20 protein-coding genes and 4 pseudogenes are annotated in these 26,909 nt (G+C 35.8%); 1 reads left to right on the top strand and 23 read right to left on the bottom strand.

Annotated features, from left to right (window positions below; translation table 11 throughout):
* Window positions 1–494 precede the first annotated feature (494 nt).
* The 5 genes from LI126_RS13970 to LI126_RS13950 form a co-directional block, all read right to left on the bottom strand.
* Window positions 495–2,318 (bottom strand): hypothetical protein, encoded by a 1,824-nt coding sequence (locus LI126_RS13970; RefSeq protein ID WP_227165608.1) that lies wholly within the window; start codon window positions 2,316–2,318, stop codon window positions 495–497.
* 132 nt (window positions 2,319–2,450) lie between these two features.
* The gene (locus tag LI126_RS13965; protein ID WP_227165607.1) at window positions 2,451–3,395 is read right to left on the bottom strand and encodes a hypothetical protein; all 945 of its coding nucleotides are present in this window, start codon (window positions 3,393–3,395) and stop codon (window positions 2,451–2,453) included.
* Between the two features lie 29 nt (window positions 3,396–3,424).
* Window positions 3,425–4,597, bottom strand: a complete 1,173-nt coding sequence (locus tag LI126_RS13960) for a hypothetical protein (RefSeq protein ID WP_227165606.1) — start codon at window positions 4,595–4,597, stop codon at window positions 3,425–3,427.
* Window positions 4,598–4,847: 250 nt separating this feature from the next.
* Complete coding sequence (locus tag LI126_RS13955) at window positions 4,848–5,768, bottom strand: hypothetical protein (protein ID WP_227165605.1); 921 nt, start codon at window positions 5,766–5,768, stop codon at window positions 4,848–4,850.
* The gene (locus tag LI126_RS13950; protein WP_227165604.1) at window positions 5,761–6,078 is read right to left on the bottom strand and encodes a Tn7 transposase TnsA N-terminal domain-containing protein; all 318 of its coding nucleotides are present in this window, start codon (window positions 6,076–6,078) and stop codon (window positions 5,761–5,763) included. The genes LI126_RS13955 and LI126_RS13950 overlap by 8 nt, the downstream gene beginning before the upstream one ends.
* 503 nt (window positions 6,079–6,581) lie before the next feature.
* On the opposite strand from LI126_RS13950, the gene LI126_RS13945 reads away from it, so the two are divergent.
* Window positions 6,582–7,016: a hypothetical protein gene (locus LI126_RS13945; RefSeq protein WP_227165603.1), complete on the top strand. Its 435-nt coding sequence runs from the start codon at window positions 6,582–6,584 to the stop codon at window positions 7,014–7,016.
* A 14-nt stretch (window positions 7,017–7,030) separates the two neighbouring features.
* On the opposite strand, the pseudogene LI126_RS15950 reads toward LI126_RS13945, so the two are convergent.
* The 18 genes and pseudogenes from LI126_RS15950 to LI126_RS13850 form a co-directional block, all read right to left on the bottom strand.
* Window positions 7,031–7,458 (bottom strand): annotated as a pseudogene (locus LI126_RS15950) (helix-turn-helix domain-containing protein); the annotation flags it as partial.
* A 243-nt stretch (window positions 7,459–7,701) separates the two neighbouring features.
* Window positions 7,702–8,397 (bottom strand): annotated as a pseudogene (locus LI126_RS16330) (TOTE conflict system archaeo-eukaryotic primase domain-containing protein).
* A gap of 229 nt (window positions 8,398–8,626) precedes the next feature.
* A pseudogene (locus LI126_RS13925) lies at window positions 8,627–8,949 on the bottom strand (hypothetical protein).
* A 447-nt stretch (window positions 8,950–9,396) separates the two neighbouring features.
* Window positions 9,397–9,582, bottom strand: coding sequence for a hypothetical protein (locus tag LI126_RS13920; protein WP_227165600.1), 186 nt, complete (start codon window positions 9,580–9,582; stop codon window positions 9,397–9,399).
* On the bottom strand, window positions 9,566–10,021 hold the full coding sequence (locus LI126_RS13915; RefSeq protein ID WP_117915788.1) for a very short patch repair endonuclease: 456 nt from the start codon (window positions 10,019–10,021) through the stop codon (window positions 9,566–9,568). Before LI126_RS13915 ends, LI126_RS13920 begins: the two co-directional genes overlap by 17 nt.
* Window positions 10,022–10,140: 119 nt before the next feature.
* The gene (locus tag LI126_RS13910; RefSeq protein ID WP_227165599.1) at window positions 10,141–11,115 is read right to left on the bottom strand and encodes an HNH endonuclease; all 975 of its coding nucleotides are present in this window, start codon (window positions 11,113–11,115) and stop codon (window positions 10,141–10,143) included.
* A 136-nt stretch (window positions 11,116–11,251) separates the two neighbouring features.
* The gene (locus tag LI126_RS13905) at window positions 11,252–13,702 is read right to left on the bottom strand and encodes a DUF2357 domain-containing protein (RefSeq protein WP_227165598.1); all 2,451 of its coding nucleotides are present in this window, start codon (window positions 13,700–13,702) and stop codon (window positions 11,252–11,254) included.
* A gap of 3 nt (window positions 13,703–13,705) precedes the next feature.
* Window positions 13,706–15,865, bottom strand: coding sequence for an McrB family protein (locus LI126_RS13900; protein WP_015530118.1), 2,160 nt, complete (start codon window positions 15,863–15,865; stop codon window positions 13,706–13,708).
* A gap of 4 nt (window positions 15,866–15,869) precedes the next feature.
* On the bottom strand, window positions 15,870–17,657 hold the full coding sequence (locus LI126_RS15735; RefSeq protein WP_015530117.1) for a DNA cytosine methyltransferase: 1,788 nt from the start codon (window positions 17,655–17,657) through the stop codon (window positions 15,870–15,872).
* Window positions 17,650–17,892, bottom strand: a complete 243-nt coding sequence (locus tag LI126_RS13890) for a helix-turn-helix domain-containing protein (RefSeq protein ID WP_015530116.1) — start codon at window positions 17,890–17,892, stop codon at window positions 17,650–17,652. The genes LI126_RS15735 and LI126_RS13890 overlap by 8 nt, the downstream gene beginning before the upstream one ends.
* Before the next feature lie 204 nt (window positions 17,893–18,096).
* Window positions 18,097–18,393 (bottom strand): hypothetical protein, encoded by a 297-nt coding sequence (locus LI126_RS13885; protein WP_227165597.1) that lies wholly within the window; start codon window positions 18,391–18,393, stop codon window positions 18,097–18,099.
* Complete coding sequence (locus LI126_RS13880) at window positions 18,365–18,658, bottom strand: hypothetical protein (protein WP_227165596.1); 294 nt, start codon at window positions 18,656–18,658, stop codon at window positions 18,365–18,367. The genes LI126_RS13885 and LI126_RS13880 overlap by 29 nt, the downstream gene beginning before the upstream one ends.
* Window positions 18,659–18,759: 101 nt before the next feature.
* Window positions 18,760–20,307: a glutamine-hydrolyzing GMP synthase gene (gene guaA / locus LI126_RS13875; protein ID WP_055146606.1), complete on the bottom strand. Its 1,548-nt coding sequence runs from the start codon at window positions 20,305–20,307 to the stop codon at window positions 18,760–18,762.
* Between the two features lie 338 nt (window positions 20,308–20,645).
* Entirely contained in the window at window positions 20,646–20,873 is a 228-nt protein-coding gene (locus LI126_RS13870) for an HPr family phosphocarrier protein (RefSeq protein ID WP_015530108.1), read from the bottom strand.
* Window positions 20,874–21,047: 174 nt separating this feature from the next.
* Window positions 21,048–22,577, bottom strand: a complete 1,530-nt coding sequence (locus LI126_RS13865; RefSeq protein ID WP_227165595.1) for a response regulator — start codon at window positions 22,575–22,577, stop codon at window positions 21,048–21,050.
* 65 nt (window positions 22,578–22,642) lie between these two features.
* On the bottom strand, window positions 22,643–22,906 hold the full coding sequence (spoIIID, locus tag LI126_RS13860; RefSeq protein ID WP_015530105.1) for a sporulation transcriptional regulator SpoIIID: 264 nt from the start codon (window positions 22,904–22,906) through the stop codon (window positions 22,643–22,645).
* A gap of 105 nt (window positions 22,907–23,011) precedes the next feature.
* Window positions 23,012–24,937 carry a 1,4-alpha-glucan branching protein GlgB gene (gene glgB, locus LI126_RS13855; protein WP_196020600.1) on the bottom strand — a complete coding sequence of 642 codons (1,926 nt, stop codon included), beginning with the start codon at window positions 24,935–24,937 and terminating at the stop codon, window positions 23,012–23,014.
* Between the two features lie 243 nt (window positions 24,938–25,180).
* Window positions 25,181–26,909, bottom strand: a pseudogene (locus tag LI126_RS13850) (hypothetical protein); the annotation flags it as partial.

Raw genomic sequence — 26,909 nt, 5'->3', positions numbered from 1 at the left:
ATATACATATCATATCAATTTAATACTTTGAATTCAACTAACAATGGAAAGAACCTATTGAGCGGTTACTGAATCACTTTATTCCCTCTGATAACAGAACCAGAATAGAACCAGAACAAAAGCAAAGAGACCGGAAATGCCCTGTTTTCAAGGCTTTCCAGTCTCTGAATATAACAAATTTTGTCAGGGGGCAAACCTTATTTTATAAAAAGGGCAAAGAGAAACTTTATTTCAATTCCTCTTCTCTTCTTCCCCACTCATTACATTTCATAAAATATGTTCTACTGTCCCGTTCAAATCCTTTATTTATGCCACTTTCAGAACATTAAAAAAGAACCCGACACAGTATTTCTACTATGTCAGATTCTTGGGATTATAAAAAATAAAATTCTCTTTTGCCTTTCAAATGAAAGTTACGATCGCCCTTTGACATAGTAGGATTGTCTTAGTTTAATTGTACTACAATCCCATTACATTTTCAACCAAATTATTGACTACATATCTCTTCTATCTCTTGGCATTTTATTTACAAATTCTACTATTTCCTCGACAGAATTCTGACCTTTTAATATGCCATTCAACAATGTTACCATCATATCATCATAATTATCATTATTAATTGGATTGAATTGTGCACAGATAATAAAATTATATGGTGTAATATAACGAATTCTTAATTTAGCTTCTCCCTTTAAATCAACAACTTTACCATCAATCACAGCCGCACCATCATCATACTCTGACCTTGTTACTTTTTTATTCTCATATTCTGCATATTCTTCATTGTAATATCCATACTTATCTGCCCATAATTTTATATGTCCCTTATCATATTGGTATAAACCTGTTTCTTCTTCAGGATAAGCTTCTACATAAACAAATTTCTTATAATACTCTCCCGCTGCATATGCAACAATTCTTTTAACTTTTATCTCATCACAATCCATCAAAAATTTTTCATCAGAAATTCTTTCAAAATTATTGATATCTAAATTACTTCCTCCTCTAAACCACCATATAGGACCTCCTAATTTTTTTCCACTAAGTGGTTTTTTCAAGAGAATCTGTAATCTATCAACACATTCTTTAGGATTTGAAAATTCTTTTATTCCCCGCACCCCTGGAAATGCCTTTCCAAATCTATAACTAAAAAAAGGTGTTGACGCATCAAATGAATCAATATCATTGCTTTCTTCCTCTTTATCCTGAGAATCTTCTCCAAGATTTTTCTTAATAAGCTTTAAATCATACTCCTGATTAATTCTATCGCAATCCTTAATATTTGCAGCAATTATTTGTTGTACTAAAATAAATTCCTCATCCCAAAAATTCTTATTTCTCTCTATCTCCTTTTCACTTATACACATAAAACTATCGAAAAAATTACTTGCCACTTTAAATTGTTCCACTTTCTTTGGCTGAAACTCGCCCTTCATTAATTTTTCCATCTGTTCTTCGCTTGCATCATACACAACACCAGCAAGTTTTTTTATTCTATCTGCTTCTCGTAAAAATCTATACAAACCAACCAATTGTCTTGTTCCTGCTCCACCAACATTTGAATTTAAGACAAAATACTTGGGATATAATTCATAGCATAATTCATCTCTTTTTCTTATAATACATGCGTGTCTTCTTCCTTCTACATCTCCAATAACACCAATAAATTTACTGATGACTTTCAAATCTTCTCTTCGCAATATATCCATTGGGTTATCATATAAAAATTTAATATTTGATGCAAACGGAAATTCACCCCTGCCATGTACCATCCACTCTTCATTTACGCCAAATACATCAACAAATTTCTTCTTAAATTCATCATCTGGCTCTTTCCCTTGATTTAAATAAACTTTTAATTCATCTACATTTTTTAACCCAATAAGAGAGCTTACATATTCAACTGTATATTCTTTTTCAAAAACCCCCCTTGCATCATTTAAAAGCGAAAGTAGTACATTAAACCTTTCAGAAAACCATGAATCAGCATTTTCTTTCAAATTATTGTCATTGTTAGGATAAATAAAATTATTTGTAATATTATTTCCATTCCCAGCTACATTACCATTTCCTTTTACAGAAATCGCATTACTATTATCATTCTGAATAATTTGATTTTTCTTACCTGTAATATTGTTTCCACCTAAAACATTGTTATTATCGTGCATTTTAGATTTTACTGTATATGTATCTGAATTCTCACCAGACTTTTTTCCTATTATGCATTTTCCAATAAAGCCTAATGCCACTACACCAATTCCACTAAAAATCCATTCTTTTCCTTCCCAAATTGCACTAAAAATTTTATCTATATCCATTTACATCATTCCTCTCCTGAATTTTTATAAGGATTATTATACAATAGTCATTTACTTTTGTCCTTAGTTTTTATGATTCTTGCATTTCGCACAAACTTACACCTTATAATTCCCCTACTCTTTTAGTGCACCTTAGTTTTCTGCGTTATTCTCATTAATGTGCTTGAGGTTTTCTCCTAATCGAATCATCATATCTATAGTAAGTATACTTTTTAATGCATGCTCTCTTGTTCCAAAGTTTAATTGTATTCCATGACAAATCTTATTTCTACATGGATGACTACTTTGATTCATACTGTCCTCAGAGGTTAAAATAATGTTATATATGTATTCTATTGATTTAATCCAATACATAAGTCCTTCTTCAGCATCTGATATAAACCACAATAATTGTGTCTTTTCACTATCCTTCTTAATTCTTGTCGGAACTTTCTTTTGTGGATTAAAACTCTGATATGCCCTTTTCACATCTTCTAAATCAAACTCTTTCCCATATGCTCTTTGCATATTATATATGTCTGTGATAATTCCATTAAGCTGGCAAGCTAAAATTGACACACAGCCATAATATAATTCACTATTATATAAACTAATAGCCTCTTGCAATATAGGAATCCTTTTCCTATCCATTACAGTGGAATTATTCCAATCCACAAGCAGTCCATCTATAAATTCAGCAGTACAAAATTTGCAAACAATCGTACTTATTTCGTCTTCATTTTCTTCTGATATACTTGTATATGGAGCTAATTCTTTCATAAGGTCTTTGCTAACCCAAAAATATAGTGGCCATTGTAAACTTTCCAACTTATTCAAATAATGATAATTTTCCAGCCCTTCTTTTGCCTCTTCTGAAAGCTGTGGTAATTTAATATTACTTAGTTGCTCAGCTAATCTACCAAATGCTTTAACCGCTTCACTTTGAGAAATTGCCACGACCATATTTCCCAATACAGCTGCCACTCTTTGCGTATTTTCTATTGCTTTTTTAAATTCAGGATTCTCCATATATTTAGGAATCCTATTTAATGCAGCCCTAATTTCACGCAGTTTCTCTTCATAATCATTACTATCCAATTTTAACCTCACTCCTTTACTTGATAATGCTAATAAATAATTTCCCTTATTGAATTTTCAACTGGCACAGCATCTTCTTTTCTGAATAACACCAGATTTTTACCAGAAATCGTATTGTCTCTCGTGCAAGGATAAATAATTCCTGTTACACCTTTGTTTTCCAAATATTCTGATAAAATGTGAAAAGATTTATATGCCTTTTCCTTTTTATCTTCACTACTTTCATCAACCTTTTTATATATACAATTACAAACCATTTTTAAATATTGCTTCGCATAGGATTCCTGAATAATGCTCTCATCTATCGGATTCTTCTTTTGCTTTTTCTTAATGTCCCGTTTGAGTTTTCGCTTGTTTCCTGCATATTTTTCTATCAAATTTGGGTCCGACATCATTTCGTCTATCATCTTTTGAGTCATCTCTTGTTGATAATCTGAAACAATACCTTTCAACTGTCCAAATGAAACAGCATTATACGATAAATCCAAAATATTCCCTTTTGTTATAGGTTCAAATTTACAAAACGAAAATTTTTCCCCTTTTTCAGCTCTAATTTCTTGTAGGCATATATATTCATTTAAGGATAACTTATCGGAATAAACACTCTCTTTTTCTGAAAAAGATAAATAGAGATATGTTTTTCCAGGCGGATTCCATCTGTTATTAGTCTTGTTTGGCCATGGAATAAACCTATCCGTATCATGGTTCCAATCTCTTACAGCTCTGCACAGTACATCTGTGCTTTTCAATTCATGAAAGAACTTGTCTTTATATAAATTAATGCATTTAGTAAATATATCATCAAATATTTCAATAAATGTTTTCATCCCATCCTTTGAAGCATATATGTCTTTCCACTGCTCTTCAATAATTAGTCTGGCACTTTCCATCTGTATATCATCTATTAATTTCTGATAATATGTGGCATTTAAAGCCGAATTAATAAAAATACCATATTTAGATAAGCACAGCACATATTCTATAATGGTTCCTAAGCTAAATTCTCCTGTGATATTGTACATACATTCAAATACTACATTGAAGGTCTTAAGCATCTTTGAAAGAATATAGTCATTTTTACCGCTAATCCAAATATCTCTTCTAATCTTTTTGCTTAAAAATTTTAATTCCCCACTATACTCCCCGCACATGTTTTCCAATTTTTGTAATTCATCTAAAACTTCTATATTTGAACAATTCATATATCTTCCCCTTTAATCTTTTTTGTATTTACAAAATATATTTTCAAGCAAGTCCAAAATATATCCTTTTTAATTTTATCATATTTTTACACTCCCGTCCGCTCTCATTCTACGAATATCTTTCATAACAAAATAATCTAGTGACAAATCAATGCCACTAGATTTCTTCATTACTCATCCACTTCGCCAAAGATTGTCTCATACAAATCGACATCTAGTTTTTCCTCTGCCCACAAGGAATGATTCACCATTATTCCTCTTCCAACTTCACCTTTCCAATCGCATAATACAGCCTGTTCACATCCACCTTAAATAACTTTGCAATCTCCTTCACATCAGGCTTTTTATCCATTCCCATATAGACATCAGCTATGGTCTTTGCCGCCTTTCGTTCCTTTTCAAGTTCAATGTCACAGTCTCTTTTTTCCTCTATCAGCTTTTTGTCTTTAGCATCATCTATTACACTTTTTATTGTATTGTAATCCATACATAACGCCCTTGCAATCTGTGTCATATTTTCCCCCTGTCTGTAATGCTCTATTATGTAATCCGAATGATTCTTTGTTTTCTCATAGAAATCGCTGTGCCTTGAGCCACTTCTTTTTTCTCTTCTTGGAATCTTTCTCTTTGCAATTTCACTATACAGTCTTCTGTTGCTGATTCCTGTTTTTTCTAAAATTTCCTTTACTGTATCACCACTTCTATACATTGCAACTGCTGTTTCAATATCCGAAGCATTAAAGCTTTTCCCTGTTGGAATTTCACGCTCTTTTAAAATCTTATAAAATGTATTCCTTCCAACTCCTGTAAGTGCCATAATTACACTCTTTCTTATTGTTACAATACTGACCCCGAACCTCTTTGCAGCTGCTTTTATCTGTTCTGCCCGTTCTAGTTTATTTTCAATTACAGGAAGAATATCTGCAATCATTGTAAATCTCTTATTTATAACTGCTGTCTGTGCAGGATTTAATTCAGCCTCCTCTATAGAAAGAATCCCCTTAATCACATCGCTGGCAATTATTTCTGTTTCTGGCAAGTCATCAAAAACCTCATTATTAATCCACACTGGAAGCCTTGTAGCCATGCAGTCAATAATCAGACTGTGTTCTCCATTTTCTTTTAATATCCTGCATAATCTGTCATTATATTTTATAAATTTCCTACTCATTTACAATCAGCCCCCAATCCGTCACGCCTCTTCTAAGCCAAAACTGTCTGGATGCGTCTAAGAGCTTTGCAGTTTTCGGTCTTGTGAGAGCCTCTCTTCTTACACATTCAAAAACCTTAATCTCTCCATCTTCCATTGTCAGAACGAAATCTGTTGTATAATCTCCTTCTGCCAGTCCTTTTAGCAATACATTACATTCAAATGATTTAACACCATCCAATTCATTAATGTAATCAGCTCCTGCATATTGAACATCATCATATGTCCTGCATACACCTTTACACTTAGTAAGTTGTCTTTTAACACACATTGTTTTTTGAATCCTTGTCCTCATGTCATCCAACCTTTCTTGATTCACTATTATTAGTTTTAAAAAACAATCCTACTATGTCTAGCTTAAATCACTTAAATTTACTTTCTCGAAAAATTTGAAGAAAAGCCGAAAAATTTAATGATTTTCCCGAAAAATTGAGAATAGATGCCGAAAAACTAAATTTTCGGGGAAATTTTTCGGGAATTGAAAATTGACATTTTTCTCTCAAAGCTAGTATTTATGGGCATTGTAGCCATTTTCCAAATTTCCCGAAAAACGCTATTTTTAAAACACACTATGTCAGGGGGCAAACCTTATTTTATAAAAAAGGGCAAAGATGTATATTCCGGTGACATAGAACCATCTGCACGGAGATTCAGAGCCACCATTACGGATGAATAGAGCCACCTTCACGGAAGGTGAGCCATTCATATAAATTTATCCTATAATGAAGTCGGCACACGATACGTGTGACTATTCATATAGGATATTCGATAATTATGGTTGATTATCGAGAAATCTTAAGACTTAACAGCCTTAAGTACACGCAGCGTCAAATCGCTGCAAGCGTGCATAGCTCACGTAACACAATCAGCGAGGTCATAAAACTGGCCGCTGAAAATAACTTATGTTGGCCGTTGAATGACCAACCGACCAATGAAAAGTTGTATGCACTGCTTTATCCTAATAAGTTAGAAGCAGTCAATCCTAGAAAGGAGCCTGATTACAGCTACAAACATAAAGAATTAGCAAAGCCGGGTGTAAATCTCACTCTATTATGGACGGAATACTGCTCTGATTGCTATGCATCTAAGCTGACGCCATACATGTACACGCAGTTTTGTGACAAATATCGCAAATGGGCAAGGCTCACAAAAGCAACTATGCGTATCACACATAAACCTGAAGATGCTATGCAGGTTGACTGGTTATGAGTAGAATGTCATAACCAGTCAACTTCAACCTGTTCACCGGGTTTACGGTTGATATGCATGGTAGCACGATGTTTCTGCTCATCCTGTTGGATGTGGTAGCAGAATTGTGAATACATGAGTGGTTCATCGCCATTGGCTCGGCAATCCTCCATCTATTCCGTCCAAAGGAGTTTTTTACTGACTCCATTACGGAGCAACTCCTTACGAATGTAAGCGTAATCAGGCATCCTTTTATTGGATGTGATTTGATTTGCAGAAGGGAAAACTTTTCTGCAAGTACAGCATCGGTATCGCTTTCATCAAGCGGCCAGGAAATATCTAATTCCTTAGCTCGCCTTAAAATGCGATTGACCGTCTTCTTGGAGACATTGCAGCTGTCGGCAATGTTCTGCTGACTGATTCCCAGACTACTAAGTCTGAGAATCTCTCGATACTTGGTCATAGTCATGACCTCCTTTGAATGTATTTACACCTTGGTGTATGATTACATTCTAAAGGATTTATGATAAAGGTTTCCACCACCGGAATGGTGGTTTCCTCAAAAACGGATTTGCGGTTTCCTATCCCCGGACAGTAGGGACACGGAAGCCGGATTATTCATCCACGAATGTTTCCAGGTCTTCTACTGTAAATGTCCATTCTTTTATCTTATTCTCCAAAAATTCCTCTGAAAGCTTAGGTTTACTTAATAAAACATTCCATTGCAGTTACTATCCACAAATGCACTATTGCCATCTTTCAACGCCCTTCCCTGTAATGGCAATGCAATCAGGTTTCCTATTGCCACATTTTCTAAGGAATCCTGTGCTGGCAGCATTCTGTCATAATAATTGAATGACTTTAAATTCACCTGCTCTGCACCTTTATCTAAAAGTGCAAAGCCAAATTTACGAACCAATGCCGCCGATATTGGCTTGTCAAAGAATATCCATATATGTGCACCTTTGCCTGTGCGTGAACGCTCTACCAAAGGTTCTATACCGTTTAATGTGCAGATATCTCTCATAGCTTCGACTTCTTCAATCCATGTAGCATCTGTATTTGCAAAATCCTTTTTTTCTGCATTCTTCTCATGATTATCAAAATCAAATACCAGGAATCTGCATGTTCCATCATCCAATAACGGATATACGCCTATTACATCTTTCGCAGCATAAGAGTTTCCCCTCAAATGCATCAATATGGTTGACAAATCTAATCTTGTATACGAACAATATTTGCAATCCTTGCAATCTATATGTGTATTTAATTTCCTATGGCAATTATCTGACTAAAAATTATCACACTGCGGATAATATGCCGCCTCTCCGGTTTTATTTACATTTCTTTTCGCATATACATCTGTTCTTCCCCAAAAGAATGAGAAAAAGAGCTTTGCCATCCTGTCTGTAATTTCTTTGGGGTTCAAAATCCTTTTACCCTGTTTTGGATCAAACTCCTCTTTCTTTTCCGTTTTCCTTATACTTGCCAGTTCATTTTGATATGACAATCCCGCTTTATCCAATATATTCTTTAATACCTGATTCTCCAATTGCAGATTATTCAACTGCTTCTGCAGTCTCGTAACATTCTCTATTAGATCACGCATTTGTCATACCTTCCTTCTGTCATTATCTATTCATCTCAAGTATTCTTTTCACTTCCTGCCTCAATTCTTCACTGAATTCCGACAAATCGTCAGATGTGATTACCTTTAATCTTATAAGATGAACCATATCACATATTACCTCTGATTTTTCAGTTCCATGACAACTCCCGGATGACGTTTATCTTCTTTTATCCGTTTTTCAAGTTCCCAGAATTTCTCTGATGCAGGCTTTTTATCATCATTCAGAAAATTTGCATACTCTTTAACAAGACTTTCCATATAATTTTCCTGCCAGCCTGATAATCTTTCTCGAAATAGCTTCCAATCTTTTTTACTTATGTCCATGATTTTGAACCTCCTCAGTCTCATGTTAGTCTCAACAAACGATTTCAAAAATGAGACTGTCTTGAGACTACAACTTTATAATTTACCTGCAAATCCCGGTTTTATCGCATTTTGCTATATCATAGAGTCTCACTCAGTCTCAAATCTAGTGAGACTTCGTTGAGACTAACTTCGGAATATTCTTGAGTAAAAGTTTGGGTGTCACATTGAGTGCCATATTTACTGTCATTCACTTACTTAATTTTCCATTTACCACCATTATCTGGACCTTTTCGTTCTATGATACCTTTATCCTTTAATTCTGATATATATCTAGCAATTGTTCTATCTGTGACATCTCAGGCTATTCTTAATTCATCAATAGAAATATTCGGATTTTCCGAAATCATTTTCAGAATCTCACATGCTTTAGCAAGCTTCTTCTTAGAATTCTCTAGCATTAACTTCTTAATTTTCTTCCGAAATTTCTATGACATTTTCATTTACCTGTGTTGCATAATTAGTGGCATAATTCAGATTATACAAAGTCAATGTAAAATCATCATTAGCTGCATCAATGGCTGGCATCTTAGACTCATCAAATTCAGCTTGTCCCTCGTAATCCGCCAATATTTTCTTAAATCCACTGCACACCTGTGTCCTCTATCAGATTATTCTCAAAGATTGTTTCTTCCACAATCTTAACACACTCATCTGTATGCTTCTTTATATCATCACCCCAAAACCGGATAACGGTCCAGCCTTCAAACAGCAATCTCTTATTTATTTCATCATCCCGCTCTCTATTACGAGATATTTTGCTTATCCAAAACTCACTGTTATTACCCTTTTCCAGTCTTGGTTTTAATACTTCCCAATCCTTCCCATGAAAAAATTCTCCATCACAGAAGATTGCTATCTTATATTTTGTCAGTACAATATCCGGGCTCCCTGGCAGCTTTTTATAATTTTTACGATACCTATACCCTTTTCCCCATAATGCCTTCCTCAATATAACCTCTATTTTGGTATCTTTTCCATGAATATTTTTCATGTTTTTATGTCGTTGTTCTTTGGTTAAAACATCTGCCACAAAATCACCTCAACAATTATTTTCGATTAACTTAGCCAGCTTTTCTATCTTTTACATTTTATGCCTCACAATTTTATTCGCCAACTCACAAAAGATATCTATAAAGTATAAAATTACGATTATTCTTTATTCATCGCATTCACATATGCCAAAATTCTTTTCTTAAGTGTTTCCGTATCTCTCTCATCATTTACAATATGCATTTTCCTATGACAATTAGGGCACAGTGCCACTGCATTATCTATGCTGTCATTTCCTCCATCAGCCAGTCTGACTAGATGATGCTCCTCTAGATAAGGAAAACCATTAGCATTATTAAACGGAGCAGGTTGTCCACACAAATCACATTGTCCATTTGCTCTTTCTTTTACAGCCGCTGCAATCACAGGATCTCTGTTAAACACAGTCGTATTAACACGAGACTTACCAGGTTTACCACCTCTGTTGTATGCATCATTTAACAAAGCCTCTCTGTTTACACCTCTTTTATCCTCAACCTCTTCTTCGAACTCCTGATTAAACTCTGAAACAAAATCTACAGAAGACTTTAGACTCATCAAAAATGTATAACAATTATGTCCATTTTCATTTGTTCGCAGGATTCTTAATTCTGTATAATTAGGAATCAATGTATACGCAACCACTAGAGAATAAATATCAGAGGAATTGCAACCTATAAATCCTCTGTCTAATGTAGATTTTTTTAGATACATATCAAATTCTAAATTTGATGCATGTTCAATTTCCTCTCTCCTATACTTCCATCCATCTTCGTCTATCATTTTCCATTTGTCGGAATTTCTAGTAAATTTTTTGTAATCATAAAATAAGTTAAGTATGAATTCATCTTTTATCGAATCCATATATTCTAAAAGATTTCTCTTATCGAATCTATATACATTCGATTTATTTAAAGAATATACTTCTTTTCCAGCAATTGTTTCTGTTGAATTCACATTTCCTCCAAAGAAATCTATATCACTTATATTAAAATAAATTTCCCCTCCAAGTCCACTTGAACCTTTTGTTACAATATTTGAACCATATAAAGGGATATTTTCAAAAAAGATTTCATCATCATTAATTCTCTGCATTCTTTATTTCTCCTTCAATACATGAAATATGTTTACCTATTTCCTCTACATTTTGTCCCCATGATGCATACATCATATTGTTATTCTTTCGATATCCAACACACCAAAGGGTCTTGCCTAAACAAATAGTTATTTATTACGGTGAGGCCAAAAACGCTCGTATATCTATTACTTTTGGAGAGTGCGGGCTAAAACTATCATTGCCATTAATGCCATTTATATCGCTAATGTTTTTTGATTCTCTTGGCAAACAATCCTTAACAACCTTTACTTTCATTACATAGTAAAAATCCGCATTATGGTTATCTACAGACGTTAAGAAACCTTGAGAATTAAGCTGATTTACAAGTTCCTGCTTTGAAACAAGATTATTAGAAACTATATCGCAAAGAATTGGTTCTAAATCATATGTTTTTGTAATATCAATATTGTTTTTGTAAAACCTGAATGTTCCAGCTTTTGCAATATCATGGTGATGAGAATATACCGTGTTTCCTTTTATTGCATAGTAATAGAACAAAAATTCCTTTCCTGGCTTGAGCAAATCATTCTGTTCAAGCGAGTGGTAGTAATCGCTTGGTCTTTCACTTCGAATATATCCAATGACACATAATGCCTTTGCTAATCCATCTGATGAATCTACTTGCGTATTCTTAAATGCAGCCGGTTCTTGCATAACCATTTCTGCATAATACTTCAGTCGATTGAGTCGGGAATTATCTTGTCCCTTTTCTTTTATCATGTCAGAAATAAATCTGCACAGTTCCTTCTCTCCTAGCGCACTATTACTTGGCTTTATTGCAAATGCACCTACACCTGGGAGAATTTCATCATAAAGGCTAAACACCTTATTACCCATATCTGCTTGTTTTGCATTTCCAGGATATAATACATAACTTCCAATCGTTCTACGAATTGCGTCATTATATGTGTGCATCTTTAAAAGATCGCCACGTTTATATGTATTTGTGACCTCTGATGCTTTCTCATCTTCTAATTCGCTGTCGTCAAAATCGGTAGCATTATCAACTTTTCCAACAAAAGAAGTTAATTCTGTAATACGATACTTGGCATCAAAATGGATATAACTTACAGCACCATCTTTGATGGCCTTACTCTCTCCTCCATCATATCCTCCCTGATATCTGCATGGAAAAATAGCTAGTGTATAATCTGGTCTGAACGGTCGTGAATACGACCCTTCATACTTTGTAGTACGAAAATCAGTTGGCACAAAAGTTCTATTATAATAAAGATTAATTCTTGTATTAAGATTTTTAATTACATATGCCTGGCATGATTTCTTTCCTTCCTTCAGTGATACAGTCAACTTACCATTATCCGTTGTGAGAAATGGTGTATCCTCTATAGTAATCGCTTCACATCCATCTATAGATTTAATTATACTGCCTAGTTCAAAGAAAAGCCAATATTCATACAGGAGAGCAACGTTTTTTGATTCTCCCTCATATACAGAATCTTTCCCTTTCCAATCAAGTTGCAGTGCCAGGTCAACCATGGAATATGCAAAAAATATATCCGAATAGCCTGCTCTCTTTTGAAGAACCTGATTATTCTGAGGAATAATCTCAAGCCTTCCAATTTCATCAAAGAAACGATCATTCAAAATATCATTCAACATCTGCTGAATATTAACAGCTTCGCGCAAGCATTCAGTTTGCTTTTCCGCACCTGCGGACTCAAGAGATTTGATTAATTCTTCGCAGATAACTTGAAACTTCTCCAATGCAAATTTCAAAAATCTGTTTGCGACTGTATCAATGCTGTCCCTTTTTTTCGAAACTGCAATCGTTGACGGGAGATAATGTGTATGCAAGTCCTCAGTCTCATATTTTCTCCATTTTTGTCCATAACTAAAAGGATGTGTAAAAATTTTCCTCGAAGGCACTCCGCATCCTATAGGCTTAAATTCCGAATCTTCTATCAATATACGATCAGGATTTCTCTTTATGGCTTCAAACAGTCCTAAAAGATTCTCACTGAAACAGAATCTCCGTAAAAAGATAAATTGTTCCAGCAAGGTTCTTGAATCTTCATTCGATATACTAAATACATTCGATGTTAATCCAGAATACTCCAATAACAATTCCGAACAATGCTCTGCAATGGATTCTGTAAGCTCAATATAATCATCTTCATAATCCATTTTATTAGGAACTACTTCAAAGACAAGAGTTCTTTTTTGATTGGAATCAGAAAATGAAGCCTTCGTTCTTCCCAGGTAATTTATATACTGGAATGTGACAGAGTTCTCGTCTTCATAAATTTTCGGAGCCTTGTTATTTTCATTCTGCAAAATCGGTAACGATACGAAATCTTTGCTCTTTTTATCCAGCTTGATAATATATTGCTTCGTTTCAATAAGTCGTAAAATTGGTTTTCCATCCAATCCATTTACTATATCAATAGCCTCAATATTATCTTCTGATTTAGATAAGTATACCGAATAATCTGTGCCTAACTGGCAAGGTAATTCATTTTCCCAGTCTATTTTATTGTATGTTCCGACAGGGTAAAAGTACGCATCATAATCTCCATTCACCCTGAAACGTAATGCTGCAACCATATTTTATATAAAGCTTGCATACTGGATCTGTGCAAGTTTTCCTTTCATCTTCTCAATCTTTTCTCTGCTTAATGGCAAATTATACTCTACACACAATGCTCCCAGTTCTTCGAGCAGTCCGCCAATTTCTTTATTATTCCCATGAATTTTAGGAAGAATCTTCTGAATAAGCTGCTCATCAATTATGGAGTAAAAATCAAAAGTTTCCTTGTCTTCCGTAAGTTCATAAGCTGCTGATAAATATTGTCGAATCTCACGGACAGTTCTATATGCAAATTCGTATCCACTCTTTTCAACAATCTCATAAATTCGCTTGAAAACGCTTTGAATTTCGACAAGTATATCTACCTCCAAATTACTTTTTCCAGCTCTAATAAGTACGGCCATTTTTTCAAATGCTTCTGCTGTTCCGTCACTAGCAGGGTTGATGTTTTCATTATCTGCTGGATTAACAAATAAATCCAATACAGAATTTTCTTCCGGCTTGAATTCAATTACATTAGCCCTATCCAGTACCTTTGGACTAAACATATATGTAGTTTCATCGATATTGACTGTTCCAACCACAAACAGGTTCTCAGGATACCTAAGCACTCCTGGATATCCATCCAAAACAAACTTCAAATCTGGTGTTTCCATATGACTAAGAAAATCTGCAAAATATCTCTCTACATAACTTAAATTCATCTCATCCAGTATAATAAAAAATGGTACACTTTTATTTTCCGGAAGATTCGCTCTCTCAATCAACTTCAAAATGGCAGTCTTCTCATACTCGCCTTTACCATCAATTGCTAATGGATTGTAAAAACCAAGTATCTTTGTATTGTCCGTCCAATCTGCACCGACAGGAATCAGTAACCAGTTTTTTTCATCATTTCCAAAGTCAACCTCAAGATATTCTGCAAACTGCTTAGAAAGTCTTGTTTTACCAGTTCCACTGTTTCCAGTTAAAATCACAAATGGTTTTGCCAAAAGTGATTGAATATATCTCTGAGCAAATCTTGATTTAAAACACTCTGGCAAATCAGACAATTTGAAGTCTTGTTTCAAATACTCTAAGTACCATCTTCCAAATTCTTCGTATATTTTTAAAACATCAGAATAATATGTATTTATGGTCTTCATTAATGCTTGAAGATAATTTGCACTTGCGGTACCATCTCCAAGTTCAGAGCTTACCCACTCGGTTGATAATCTACATTTTTCTGTCATACCATCAACATTAATTTCATAGTCTTTATCCAAAAACACACGTTTCTTTCCACCACTGGTATTCTCATACAAGTCAGATGTTGATTTAGCAAACATATATCTAAGATAATTTCCGCCTAAATCATCTGTAATAATCTTGACATTTTTATCATTATTCTTCAGAACTTTGGAAAATCTTTCAAAATTATCTATTCGATATACACAATCCACAAGTTGACGTGCGCATTCTTTGCTTTGTTCAAAATGTAATTCGACTCGTGAAGTATCTGCTAATCTAATTTCTTCACCATCTTTGACTTCCGGATTTTCATCTTTGCCATAAAACTTACAGAAATTTGCATATGAGAATCTTTCAAAAAAATTGTGTTCAGACTTTTGATTACCGATAGGGAAGTTTGCTTTAATAAAACTTACTTCATCTTCAATAGCATTAATATCAGATTCAGAAATATATAAATTATCATAATTTCCAACTTTTCTGTACTTCACAGGTGCAGCATATGCTTTTATTGCATTGAGTAAAATATCATCACTCTTTCCCCCGATATTCTTTTCTACAAAATCTTCAAAATTCACTGAATGACTTTCGCTCTGCAAAATATCTTCGCAAAGACGACAATAAAGCAAAAAAGCCTCATCAGATGATTTCACATGTGGATTTGGTGCAAAATATGTCTTAAACCAAAATACAAGATATTTTGTAAGATTCTCATCATCAAATGTATATAAATAGTTGTGTATTCTAAAGCTATCTTTTGTTCTATCCTCCAAACCAAGCTGACATGCCTGTTGATAGGCGGTCCTCTTATAACCTTTTAAATTTGCCTCTGCAAAATCCTTTGCCTCCTCCCACGGAATACTTCTTGCCATATCAGGATAAACTTCAAGCAAAGCTTTAAGATTTGCCAATGTAAAATTTCTATATCTAGCAAATGGTGTAAATGACATAATTCTATTCCTCCTCGACTAAAGATGGGCAACTCTCAATAACTTTGTTCATAATATGAATCAAAACATCAACTACTATCGAATTACCTGCCTGCTGATACATAGATGTATCTGATACTACTATCTTAAAGTTGTCTGAGAATCCCATAAGACGTAAGCACTCTCTTGGTGTAAGCTTTCTCAATCTTCCATCTGTTGTAACATAATTATCAACTCCAGCTCTATGCATTTTGTGCATGGTCGTAAGTAATGGTCTCGCAATATCTAAGTCAGTCTTTGGTTTACTATAAAAATTCTTTGTTCCTGTAGCCATTACATATTTAACTACTTTTTCGGATAAAAAATATTTTTCAAGTTCTGGTATCTCTTTCTCTTTCGCATCCTCTTCTGACTGAAAAACAAAATCCCCATGCCAATTAAACTGTTGATTCTTCTTCTGACATAGTTGTACTTCACCATCAATTTGCGTGAATCGTTTTGAAAGATTTTTTTCTTTTGTTACAAATTCTACTCCTTTCTTCGGGAGAAAATATCCTCCAGGAGCATTATCCATAAGAAAGTCCTTCATTTTTTTCCTTAACGGAATTGGATTTGGAAAACTAAATTTTTTTGCCAGTTCCAAATCCTCACGAAATCCTACAACAAATAATCGTTCTCTATTCTGCGGAATACCATAGTTCTTTGAATTCAAAATCGACCATGTAAATTTATAGCCCAATTCTGAAAAAACCTGTTGCATTTTCTCCCATGTTTTTCCTCCATCATGTGTAGTAACAGCTTTTACATTTTCATAAATAAAAATCTTCGGTTTTATTTCATCAATCAGTCTGGCATACTCATAAAAAAGTGTTCCTCTTGTATCATCCAAGCCACGCTGTTTACCTACCAAAGAGAATGATTGACAAGGACTTCCACCAACAAAGAGATCCACCTGACCAGCATATTGCTTGCCATTCAGGAAGGCAACGTTCCAATGGAACTGCTCATCTTTAATATTATAATTTGCCATATATGATGCTTTTACCTTATTTCTCTTTTCCATTCCTTCATAAAGAGAATCTACATATTTCTTTCGGGCAGTCCAGTCATCACCCATGGCTACAAGCTTCTTTTGGACATCCATATAATTAATTTTCTCGTGCAACTGACTTGCTCTCTGCGATAAATCCTGTACCTTACGAATTATCTTCTTTCCATCCAGGGCTTCTAATTTTTCGTAAGCTGAATATACCAACTCCGAAATGCTTCTCCAATCAATATCATCGCCACTTTCAAATTCAATATCTTTTCCAAGATCCTCAAGTGAATTATCTTTTTTATAGTCATTAGAAACCTCAAGTATAACCTGCAATTCTCTAAGTTTTGCCTGCTGCTCAGATCCCTGTCCAAGTTCAGCTAAAAACTTTTTATATTCTTTTACTCTTGAAGCTTTTACTCCCTTCATAGAAATAACATTTTTTAAAATTTTTTCTATCAACTTCGAATCTTGTTTTGGAAACGAATCAATCTTACTTAAAACAATTTCATATTCATTTAGCGCTTCTGCTAACATGCCATCCAACTGGTTTTTATACAAATCCTCGACTTCATCATTAAATTGTATCTTTTTAATAATCTTCGATAAAGCTTTTAACTCATTTCCTATTTCATCTATATTCATGTCTATTTTCTTCGTAAGAATTGACACATCGCCATTATCACAAGCAAAAATTATCTCATTTTTTATCTGCATTCTCTGTAATGCATGTTCTATTGCTCCAATACCACTAAAAACTGTCGCTAATCTAATCATTATATTGTCCCTCGCCTTCCTTCTCTGAACTGCTCCCGACCATCTCCATAATGTCACAAATATCACAGTCAAGGGCATTGCAAATTTTCTGCAAAATTTCCGTATTTACATTCTCATTCTTGGATAATTTTGCGATGGATGTAGGACTAATCTTAGCTTTTTGAGCCAAATCCTTTTTTAACATATCTTTATCAATTAACAGCTTCCAGAGCTTTTTGTAACTTATCGTCTGCATTTCTTTCCTCCGTTTGGGTTAAATATAACCCTATTTTATATCTTAACCCATCATACCATGCAAACATTTGTTTGTATATACTTATTTCCAAAAATTTTCGCGTTCTTGAAAATTAAATTCACGATTAGTTTTGTGAATTCCGCAAATTTGTTATTTCCATCCGTTATTTCTGTTGTTTTCTGTTAAGAAATAGAAGCAGAGAAATTATCTCCCTCTACCTTTATTCCACTGCTTCTCCTGTTCCATCTCGTACATCTCATTTTTGCTGACAGTCTCCTCATAAATCTTCTGATACTCCTCGTACAATTGATCCCCATCAAGTTTCACACCCAATTTATCCAGCACACTCATAAAAAGTTTCAAATTACCACCAGTATCACTTAAATCAAACTTAAAAGCATTTGCTTTCACTGATGTTTTCAGGTACTTATATGAACCACATGCCAAAAGTTCTCTTGCTACCTTTTCTTCCCTATCTGCCACAACATTTTTTAACAACATCTACTAAACGCTTTGATTCCTCATATAGCCTGTCAAAATCAGCTTCGTGACCAATTTGCTTAAAGAAGCTATTAAGTTTCTCATATACTGCTAGTACATCATCGTTTCCATTACCACCTACCATTCGTACCTTCTTCTCATCAGTACTGACATGATAATCTGCATACGAATAAAATGAATTATCTTTTACATTCGTCTCAACCACTACCTCTTTCTCATAAATCAGTTCTCCTATCTCCGGCACATTGTGATACGCAGTATTCACTGTTTACAAAATATGCTCCTCATATGATAGATTTTTGGATATTTCCATTGTCTACCATATGGGGAGCATATCATTTATAAGGCTTTTCAGAGATGTGGTAATTATTCAAACTCAATCGTTCCCGGTGGCTTACTCGTCAGATCATAGAATATTCTATTCACCCCACGAACTTCATTTATAACTCTGCTCATCACTTTATTCAGAACTTCATACGGAATCTCCGCCGCCTCTGCAGTCATGAAATCAATCGTATTAACGGCTCTAAGAGCTACAGCATAATCATAAGTTCTCTCATCACCCATAACACCAACGCTTCTCATATTCGTAAGTGCTGCAAAATACTGACCAATTGTCTTATCAAGTCCGGCATTTTCAATCTCTTCACGATAAATAGCATCTGCATCCTGAACGATACGAACTTTCTCAGCTGTTACTTCGCCGATGATACGTACTCCAAGTCCCGGTCCTGGGAATGGCTGACGGAATACGAGTCTTTCAGGAAGTCCGAGCTCAAGTCCTGCTTTACGAACTTCATCTTTGAAAAGATCACGAAGCGGCTCAATGATTTCTTTGAAATCTACAAAATCCGGAAGTCCTCCTACATTGTGGTGAGATTTGATCACAGCGGATTCTCCGCCAAGACCACTTTCTACCACATCCGGATAAATTGTTCCCTGTGCAAGGAATTCAACAGTACCGATCTTCTTTGCTTCTTCTTCGAAGATACGGATGAATTCTTCACCGATAATCTTACGTTTTGCTTCTGGCTCTGTAACGCCTGCAAGTTTGTTATAATATCTTTCCTGCGCATTTACGCGGATAAAGTTCAGATCAAACTGTCCTTCTGGTCCGAAGATTGCCTCAACTTCATCTCCTTCATTTTTACGAAGAAGTCCGTGATCTACGAATACACAAGTAAGCTGTTTTCCAATGGCTTTGGAAAGAAGTCCTGCTGCCACTGAAGAATCAACCCCACCTGACAGTGCGAGCAATACTCTTCCGTTTCCAACCTTCTCGCGGATCTCTGCAATTGTATTCTCTACAAAAGCATCCATCTTCCAGTCGCCCGCACATTCACATACATTTTTTACAAAGTTGTTGATCATCTTTGTTCCTTCTACTGTATGAAGTACTTCTGGATGGAACTGGATTGCATACAGTTTCTCAGCTGCGTTCTCAGCTGCTGCAACCGGACAATCAGCAGTGTGTGCTGTAATTTCAAATCCCGGAGCAATCTTTGAAATATAATCAAAATGGCTCATCCAACATGTTGTTGTCTCTGAAACACCCTCAAATACTTTGGAGTCTTTTTTATCAATAATAACTTCTGTCTTACCGTATTCTCTTACATCTGCACGCTCAACTTTTCCACCAAGTACATGAGACATCAGCTGTGCGCCATAGCAAAGTCCGAGAACCGGAATTCCAAGCTTGAACAGTTCTTCTGAATAAGTCGGTGAATCCGGCTCATAACAGCTGTTCGGTCCGCCTGTGAGAATGATTCCTTTTGGATTCATCTCTTTGATTTTTTCAATATCTGTCTTATATGAATAAATTTCACAATATACATTACACTCCCTGACACGTCTTGCGACCAGCTGGTTATACTGTCCACCAAAGTCAAGGACAATCACTAATTCTTTCTTCAAATCTTTCCTCCTGTAAAATCCAATCAAAACTATTTGCTTTATCTATATATCTTTTTCTGTTTTTCATTATAGTAGAGGAAGCATTGATTTACAAGTATTTGTTTATGTAAAATAAAATCTTATCCACAATTTCTATTACTATACACGGTAATTATTCCCCTTTTGATCTATCCAGAACAAAGAATGTGCCTCAGCACCCTCTTACGCCTACGGTGGTCGCTTGCGACACCTACATCGTACACCACCGCAGTGCGCATTCTATGTATCCACTGTTATAGGTATAATATATCAAAAAAGATGCCGAACAAATGCCCGACATCCCATTTTTATATTCCATTTTATGCTGCAAATCTTTCTAGCTGTCTTTCAAGTTCTGTGCAATCGTCTGCATACATCTGCAGTTCAATCACGTTATTCAATCCCAGATTCATGATTCCAAGTAATGACTTCGCATCTACTACTGCCCGTCCTCTTCTCATGTCCATGTTAAAGTCAAATTTACATACTGTTTTCAAGAAATCAATGATCTCATCCGGGTGTTTGAAAGTAATGTTCATTGTGCTCATTCTTTTCACCTCTTTCTGCCTTAACGGCTATGAAATCCTTTTCACTTTTCACATATATCATAGCACATTTTTTATATTTAAAAGGGTGAAATTTTTTATAAAAGTGTATTTTTTTAATTAAATATGCCTCTTATTCTCTACTTTTTTCTATAAGCAATATGAAATTACTCCTGATTATGAAATCCCATTGGAGTTACGTCTGTATTCCGTCGGTAAAATTCCTTCCTCCTCTTTAAACACCTTACTCATATATTTTGGATCAGAGTAACCGACAAGCCCCGCAATCTGATTCATCTTATATTTTGTTGTCCTAAGAAGCTCCTTTATTTTTTCTATCCTGTATTTCCTCACAGTTTCTGTAAAATTATATCCTGTCTCCTTCTTAAACTGAGAACTCAGGTATTCTTCCGATACATAAAGCTGGCTCGCTGCTTCTTCCAATGTAATACCACTGTCATATTCTTTTCTTATAATTTCCATTGCTTTTTGGATAAGCGTACTGTACTGCTCAAATTTATGCTCATATGATATCATCCGTTCCAAGCCTTGAATCGCTTTCTCTATCTGTTTCCAGCTGATGGCATAGGTAATCTGCTGCATAAGACTCAGGATTTTTGTTTCGTCAATCTCCCCGCCATAATTTCTATAATTCAATCCAGCTGCCATGCAAAAACGAATGATACTGTATTTTATTTCTTTTGGAAAATATTTTTCTCTTTTCATTTCCTCACAAACAAGTTGAAATTGTCTGGCAATTCCTTTCTTGTTTTCATCGAAAATCATTTCTCGCATTCGTTGTTCTAATTCTACCGGATAACGAACCGGAACAGTTTCAAATTTCTCAACTGTCTGCTGACAGATTAAAACTCCTCGCGGCTGAAGAAGATTCCATTCCATGAGACTTCCTGCCTGAATCATTGCATCTACCAGCTTTGTCAGCTGTTTTGTCTCTATCCATACACAAATAATTGTCCCCGGAAAATTCCTACATAACCCAGTAACCACATTTTTTTTAAAATATTCTTTCCAGTTCCTTGCTTCACGTACCCGGTAAATGATCAGATACACCTGTTTCCATCGATCCGAACATATAACAGATGCCGAAAATCCACACTCACGTCTACAGATTTCTTCGAGAAATCCACGTATATTTTCCTTCTGCTCCTCGTATTCGTCTGCCATTGAAACCGTAAATAAATATCCCGGATCATCCACTGTAAAACCATATTTCCGGATAGTCATTTCATTTAACTTCTGATTCGATATAATTTCTCCATATCTACAGCTTAACAGAACATTTTCAACAGTAAAAGAAGCCTGCATCCAATATTCATTCCTGATTTTTTCATGAATACGGCTTAATGCCTTCTTAAGCTCCATCGGCCGGAACGGCTGTACTAAATATCCGTCCACCCCTAGATCGATTGCCTGCTTTGCCTGTTGAAAATCTTCATCCTTTGTTATAATAATCACACGGAACTCACGTCCTTCCGTGCGTAATTTTCTCAAAAAATTTAACCCATTCATCCGCGGAAGCCCAATGTCCATGATAACAAGATTTGGCTGCATAACTGTTATCATCTCATATGCAGACTGTCCATTCCCTGCAATCCCCGCCAACTCGTAATTCGGATCTACGCGTTTTAAACCTTTTTTCAGTTCTTCTAATACTTTTTCATCCCTTTCAACGATTGCCACCCGCATTTGAACAATCTCCTCTCAATGTCCGTGTTTCTGATTGAATATCCACTTTTATTGTAACATTAACTTCAATAATTGGAAGCATGCAAGTGTAAATATTTTTCTCTGGTAGCGAGCCCTCCCCGGATGTGACGTTCTGATTTGTTGGTGTCTAAAACCTTACGTGTTTCATGAGCCAATGATGGATTGATCTGAAGCAGACGTTCTGTAACATCCTTATGCACCGTACTCTTACTAATCCGAAACTGTTTTGCTGTCTGTCTCACTGTCGCATTATTTTCTATAATATAATTTGCAATTTCCACTGCACGCTCCTCAATATATTCTCTCATAGAAAAGCCCCTGCATAGTTTGTTTTTTACAATCTATGCAGGGGCAAATTAATGTATGTCTAATTCCTATTCCATCTATTCGTGGAAAACATTATACTATACAACTTAATACTCAAATACTGCCACACCATATCCCGGAAGAGGATATGCAAAGGAATATTTCTGACCATCACATTCCTGCTTCTCTGGTTTGTAAACCAATGGGCGTTCTTCTCCTGATCCGCCGTATTTTGTCTCATCACTGTTAAGAACAAGCTTAAACTGCTTTCTTCTCGGAACACCAACACGGTAATCCGGTCTGTCTACCGGTGTAAAATTGCATACAAAGAGCAGATTTTTCTTACCATCTTTTGAATGTCTTGTGAAACTGAAAATACTCCGGAAGATATCATCCTTATTGATCCAGTCAAATCCCTTCGGATCATTATCCAACTCATACAATGCCTTATTCTTCTTATAAAGATGAAGCAAATCTTTATACCAGTTCTGAATCTGCTGATGTGGTTCTTCTGCAAGAAGGAACCAATCCAGTTCTCTCTCTTCACTCCACTCACGAAGCTGTGCGAACTCCTGTCCCATAAAGAGAAGCTTCTTTCCAGGATGTCCCATCATAAATGCATATGCCACCTTCAAGTTGCGGAACTTATCCCATCCTTCTCCCGGCATCTTATTCAACATGGAGCATTTCAGATGAACAACCTCATCATGAGAAAGTACAAGAATATAGTTCTCTGAATATGCATATTCCATAGAAAATGTCATCATATGATGTGCATTTTTTCTGAAATAAGGATCCAGTTTCATATATTCTGTAAAGTCATGCATCCATCCCATATTCCACTTCAAAGTAAATCCAAGTCCGTCATCCTCAGGAGATCCTGTCACCTTCGGCCATGCTGTAGACTCTTCTGCGATCATCATAACGCCTTTATTTCTTCCGCAAACTACAGAATTCAGATGTTTAAAGAATGCAATCGCCTCAAGATTCTCATTTCCACCAAATTTATTCGGAATCCACTGTCCATCTTCTCTTCCGTAGTCCAAATACAGCATAGATGCCACTGCATCTACACGAAGTCCGTCTACATGATAATGTTCAACCCAGAACAATGCATTCGCCAGAAGGAAGTTAGAAACTTCCGGTTTTTCATAATTGAAAACCTTCGTTCCCCAATCAGGATGCTCACCTTTTCTCGGATCTGGATATTCGAATGTCGGTGTTCCGTCAAAATCTGCCAGACCATGTGCATCTTTCGGGAAATGCGCCGGTACCCAGTCAAGAATAACACCGATATTATTCTTATGAAGATAATTTACCATATATGCAAAATCTTCCGGTGTTCCATAGCGTGAAGTGGGTGCATAATATCCGGTTACCTGATATCCCCAGGAACCGTCAAACGGATGCTCTGCGATTCCCATCAACTCAACATGAGTATATCCCATCTCTTTTACATACTTTGTAATTGCTTCTGCAAACTCACGATATGTATAGAATCCTTCATCTTCTCTTCCAGGATGTCTCATCCAGGAACCCATATGCACTTCGTAAATAGACACTGGTTCTTCTTTGTTATTCCACTTCTCACGAGCTGTCATCCACTTACTGTCTGACCAGTTCAGATTAGAAATGTCTGTAATTCTGGATGCTGTTCCCGGTCGGAGCTCTGCATAATTAGCAAATGGATCTGCTTTATAGATCTTCTCACCCGCCTGTGTCTCTATACAGAACTTATACAAATCCCCTTTCTTCGCCTCCGGAACGAAGCATGTGTATATTCCGAGAGGCTCTCCTCTCTTCATCTTATCTTTCGTCTCATCCCAGTCATTAAACTCTCCGATTACAGAAACGTTTACTGCATGAGGAGCCCATACCGCAAAATATACTCCTCTTTTTCCGTTCTTTGTCACCTCATGGGCACCCATCTTTTTATAAATCTCATAATGATTTCCCTGCCCAAAAAGATAATGGTCAAGTTCTCCGATCTCATAAGGCTGCACTTTCGTCTTCGTGCTGTTTTTCTTAACCATAATAAAGCCACCTCACTGCTCAAATATATTCCTGATTGTAATGATTTAAAAACCATACAATTTCTTATAGATCAAGGCACATTACCGAATCTTTCAATTGGTAACAAAGTTTCATTCTCCCCTTGAACACTATAGTTTTATTATACTTGATACTGTATAAAAAAGAAAGAGAAAATGTATTATTGCACAAAAATAGACAGTCGTTTTACTGACTGTCTATTAATTCTTAACAAATATATGTCATTAAATGTTGAAATCTTTCTCTGAAAGCAGAATTCTGTCGGAAGAATCTGTATTCTTTCCAAATACTCTCTTCACAAGCTTCTTTGCGGAAGCTTTCTGTGAATGAGCGATCGCATCATCCATCACTTCTTTCACTTCTGCTACTGTTACTGCATGATCTTCTCTCTGTAAAGAATCAATCTTACTGTACAGTGCAAGAATTCCCATCTCATCGATTCTGTAACCATTCTCCTGAGCATAAGTCTGTCCAAATGTTACAAGCTCATCATTAATAAAGATCGGCACTTCAAGTCTGGAAGTAAATTTTCTTCTGAATTCTCTGTTGGAAGAAAGAAGTCTGTCCAGTGGTTTTCTCTGCTCTTCAAGAACTACCAAAAGTTCTCCTGTATCCTGCTCCATTGCTTTGTTCAGCTTGGCGAGTGTTTTTTCGTTCATCTGTCCGGCTTTTTCAATGATCAGTGCACCGCCGTACAATTTACGGAAAATGTCTCCGATTCTCTTCTTATTCAGTGACTCACCTGTCACAATTGCAACCTTACCCTGACGGATATCACGCTGCTTCTGAATTGCCTTTACAACATCAACAGCAAGAACTGTCTTTCCATTTCCTTTATTTCCAATAATCAGAAGGTTTCCTGTTCTGGAAGTTCCTTTGCGGTTTGTACAGTTCTTATCCTGCTCAAGTACATCTACCAGCTGCTCACTCATACCACGTACAGGTACGAAATAAGAGAAGAGTTTCTTCTGTTCATCTGTAAGTCCTGCTCTTGTACCAATTCCGCTCTGTGTTTCAAGATCATAACGACCATGCACGATAAATCCTGTATCAGACATTGCATCTGCAATCTCATCTAACGGTAATGGTGATGTCTTACCTGTTGCGATCAATTTTGCAGTCTCTTTACGGCTCAATGGTGTCGTCGCAGACATGATATCAATTCCGTCATCTTCATCCGGAATCTCTCTGTCATCCGGTTCCTCACTATGCGCTGGATTCACGCTGAATTCATCTTCAAAATTTGGCACTTCTTCATAAGAATTCAGACCAAGAAGATCATCATCTGAAATCTTATCTTCTGCTGTGAAAAGATCTCTTGGATTAATTACTTCATCATCCTCATCGTCTTCTTCATAACCATAGGCATCCAAATCATCATATCCTTCTTCCTCACCGAACAGATCATCATCAGACTCTTCATAATCATCCAACAAATCGTCTTCAGACTCTTCATAATCATCTAAAATATCGTCTTCGTCAAACTCTTCTGCATCATCCCAGTCATACGCATCATAATCTTCGTACTCATCCTCACCGAGTCTGAGATCATCCGCAAGCTCTCCCATATTTTCATGTGGTTCTTCTTCTACCTCAAGAACTTCTTCTGAACTTACTGTTGCATCTACTTCTTCCTCTTCCGGAATAACACCTTCAATCTCATCAATCAGTTTCTGTATCTCTGGTGATAAAATTGGTTCTTCATTACTTTTATTGTCCATAGTCTCTCTTACTGCTGCTCCTTCTGAATCATCTTCATCATTGACAACTTCAGTTTCTGAGATCAGTTCCTCCACCTCAGACAAATCTTCTGATTCATCTGTCAGATCTTCTGACTCAGCTGCATCTATTTCAAAAATTTCTTCCTCTTCTGGTTCTGCTTCCCCTGCTTCAAGGATTTCTTCCTCTTCCGGTTCTGCTTCTTCTACTTCAAGGATTTCTTCCTCTTCCGGT

This window comes from Mediterraneibacter sp. 210702-DFI.5.30 (genome assembly GCF_020560115.1).
Taxonomy (GTDB): domain Bacteria; phylum Bacillota; class Clostridia; order Lachnospirales; family Lachnospiraceae; genus Mediterraneibacter; species Mediterraneibacter faecis.
Note: the sequence above shows the minus strand (reverse complement) of the source record. Positions and strands in the feature narration are given on the sequence as shown.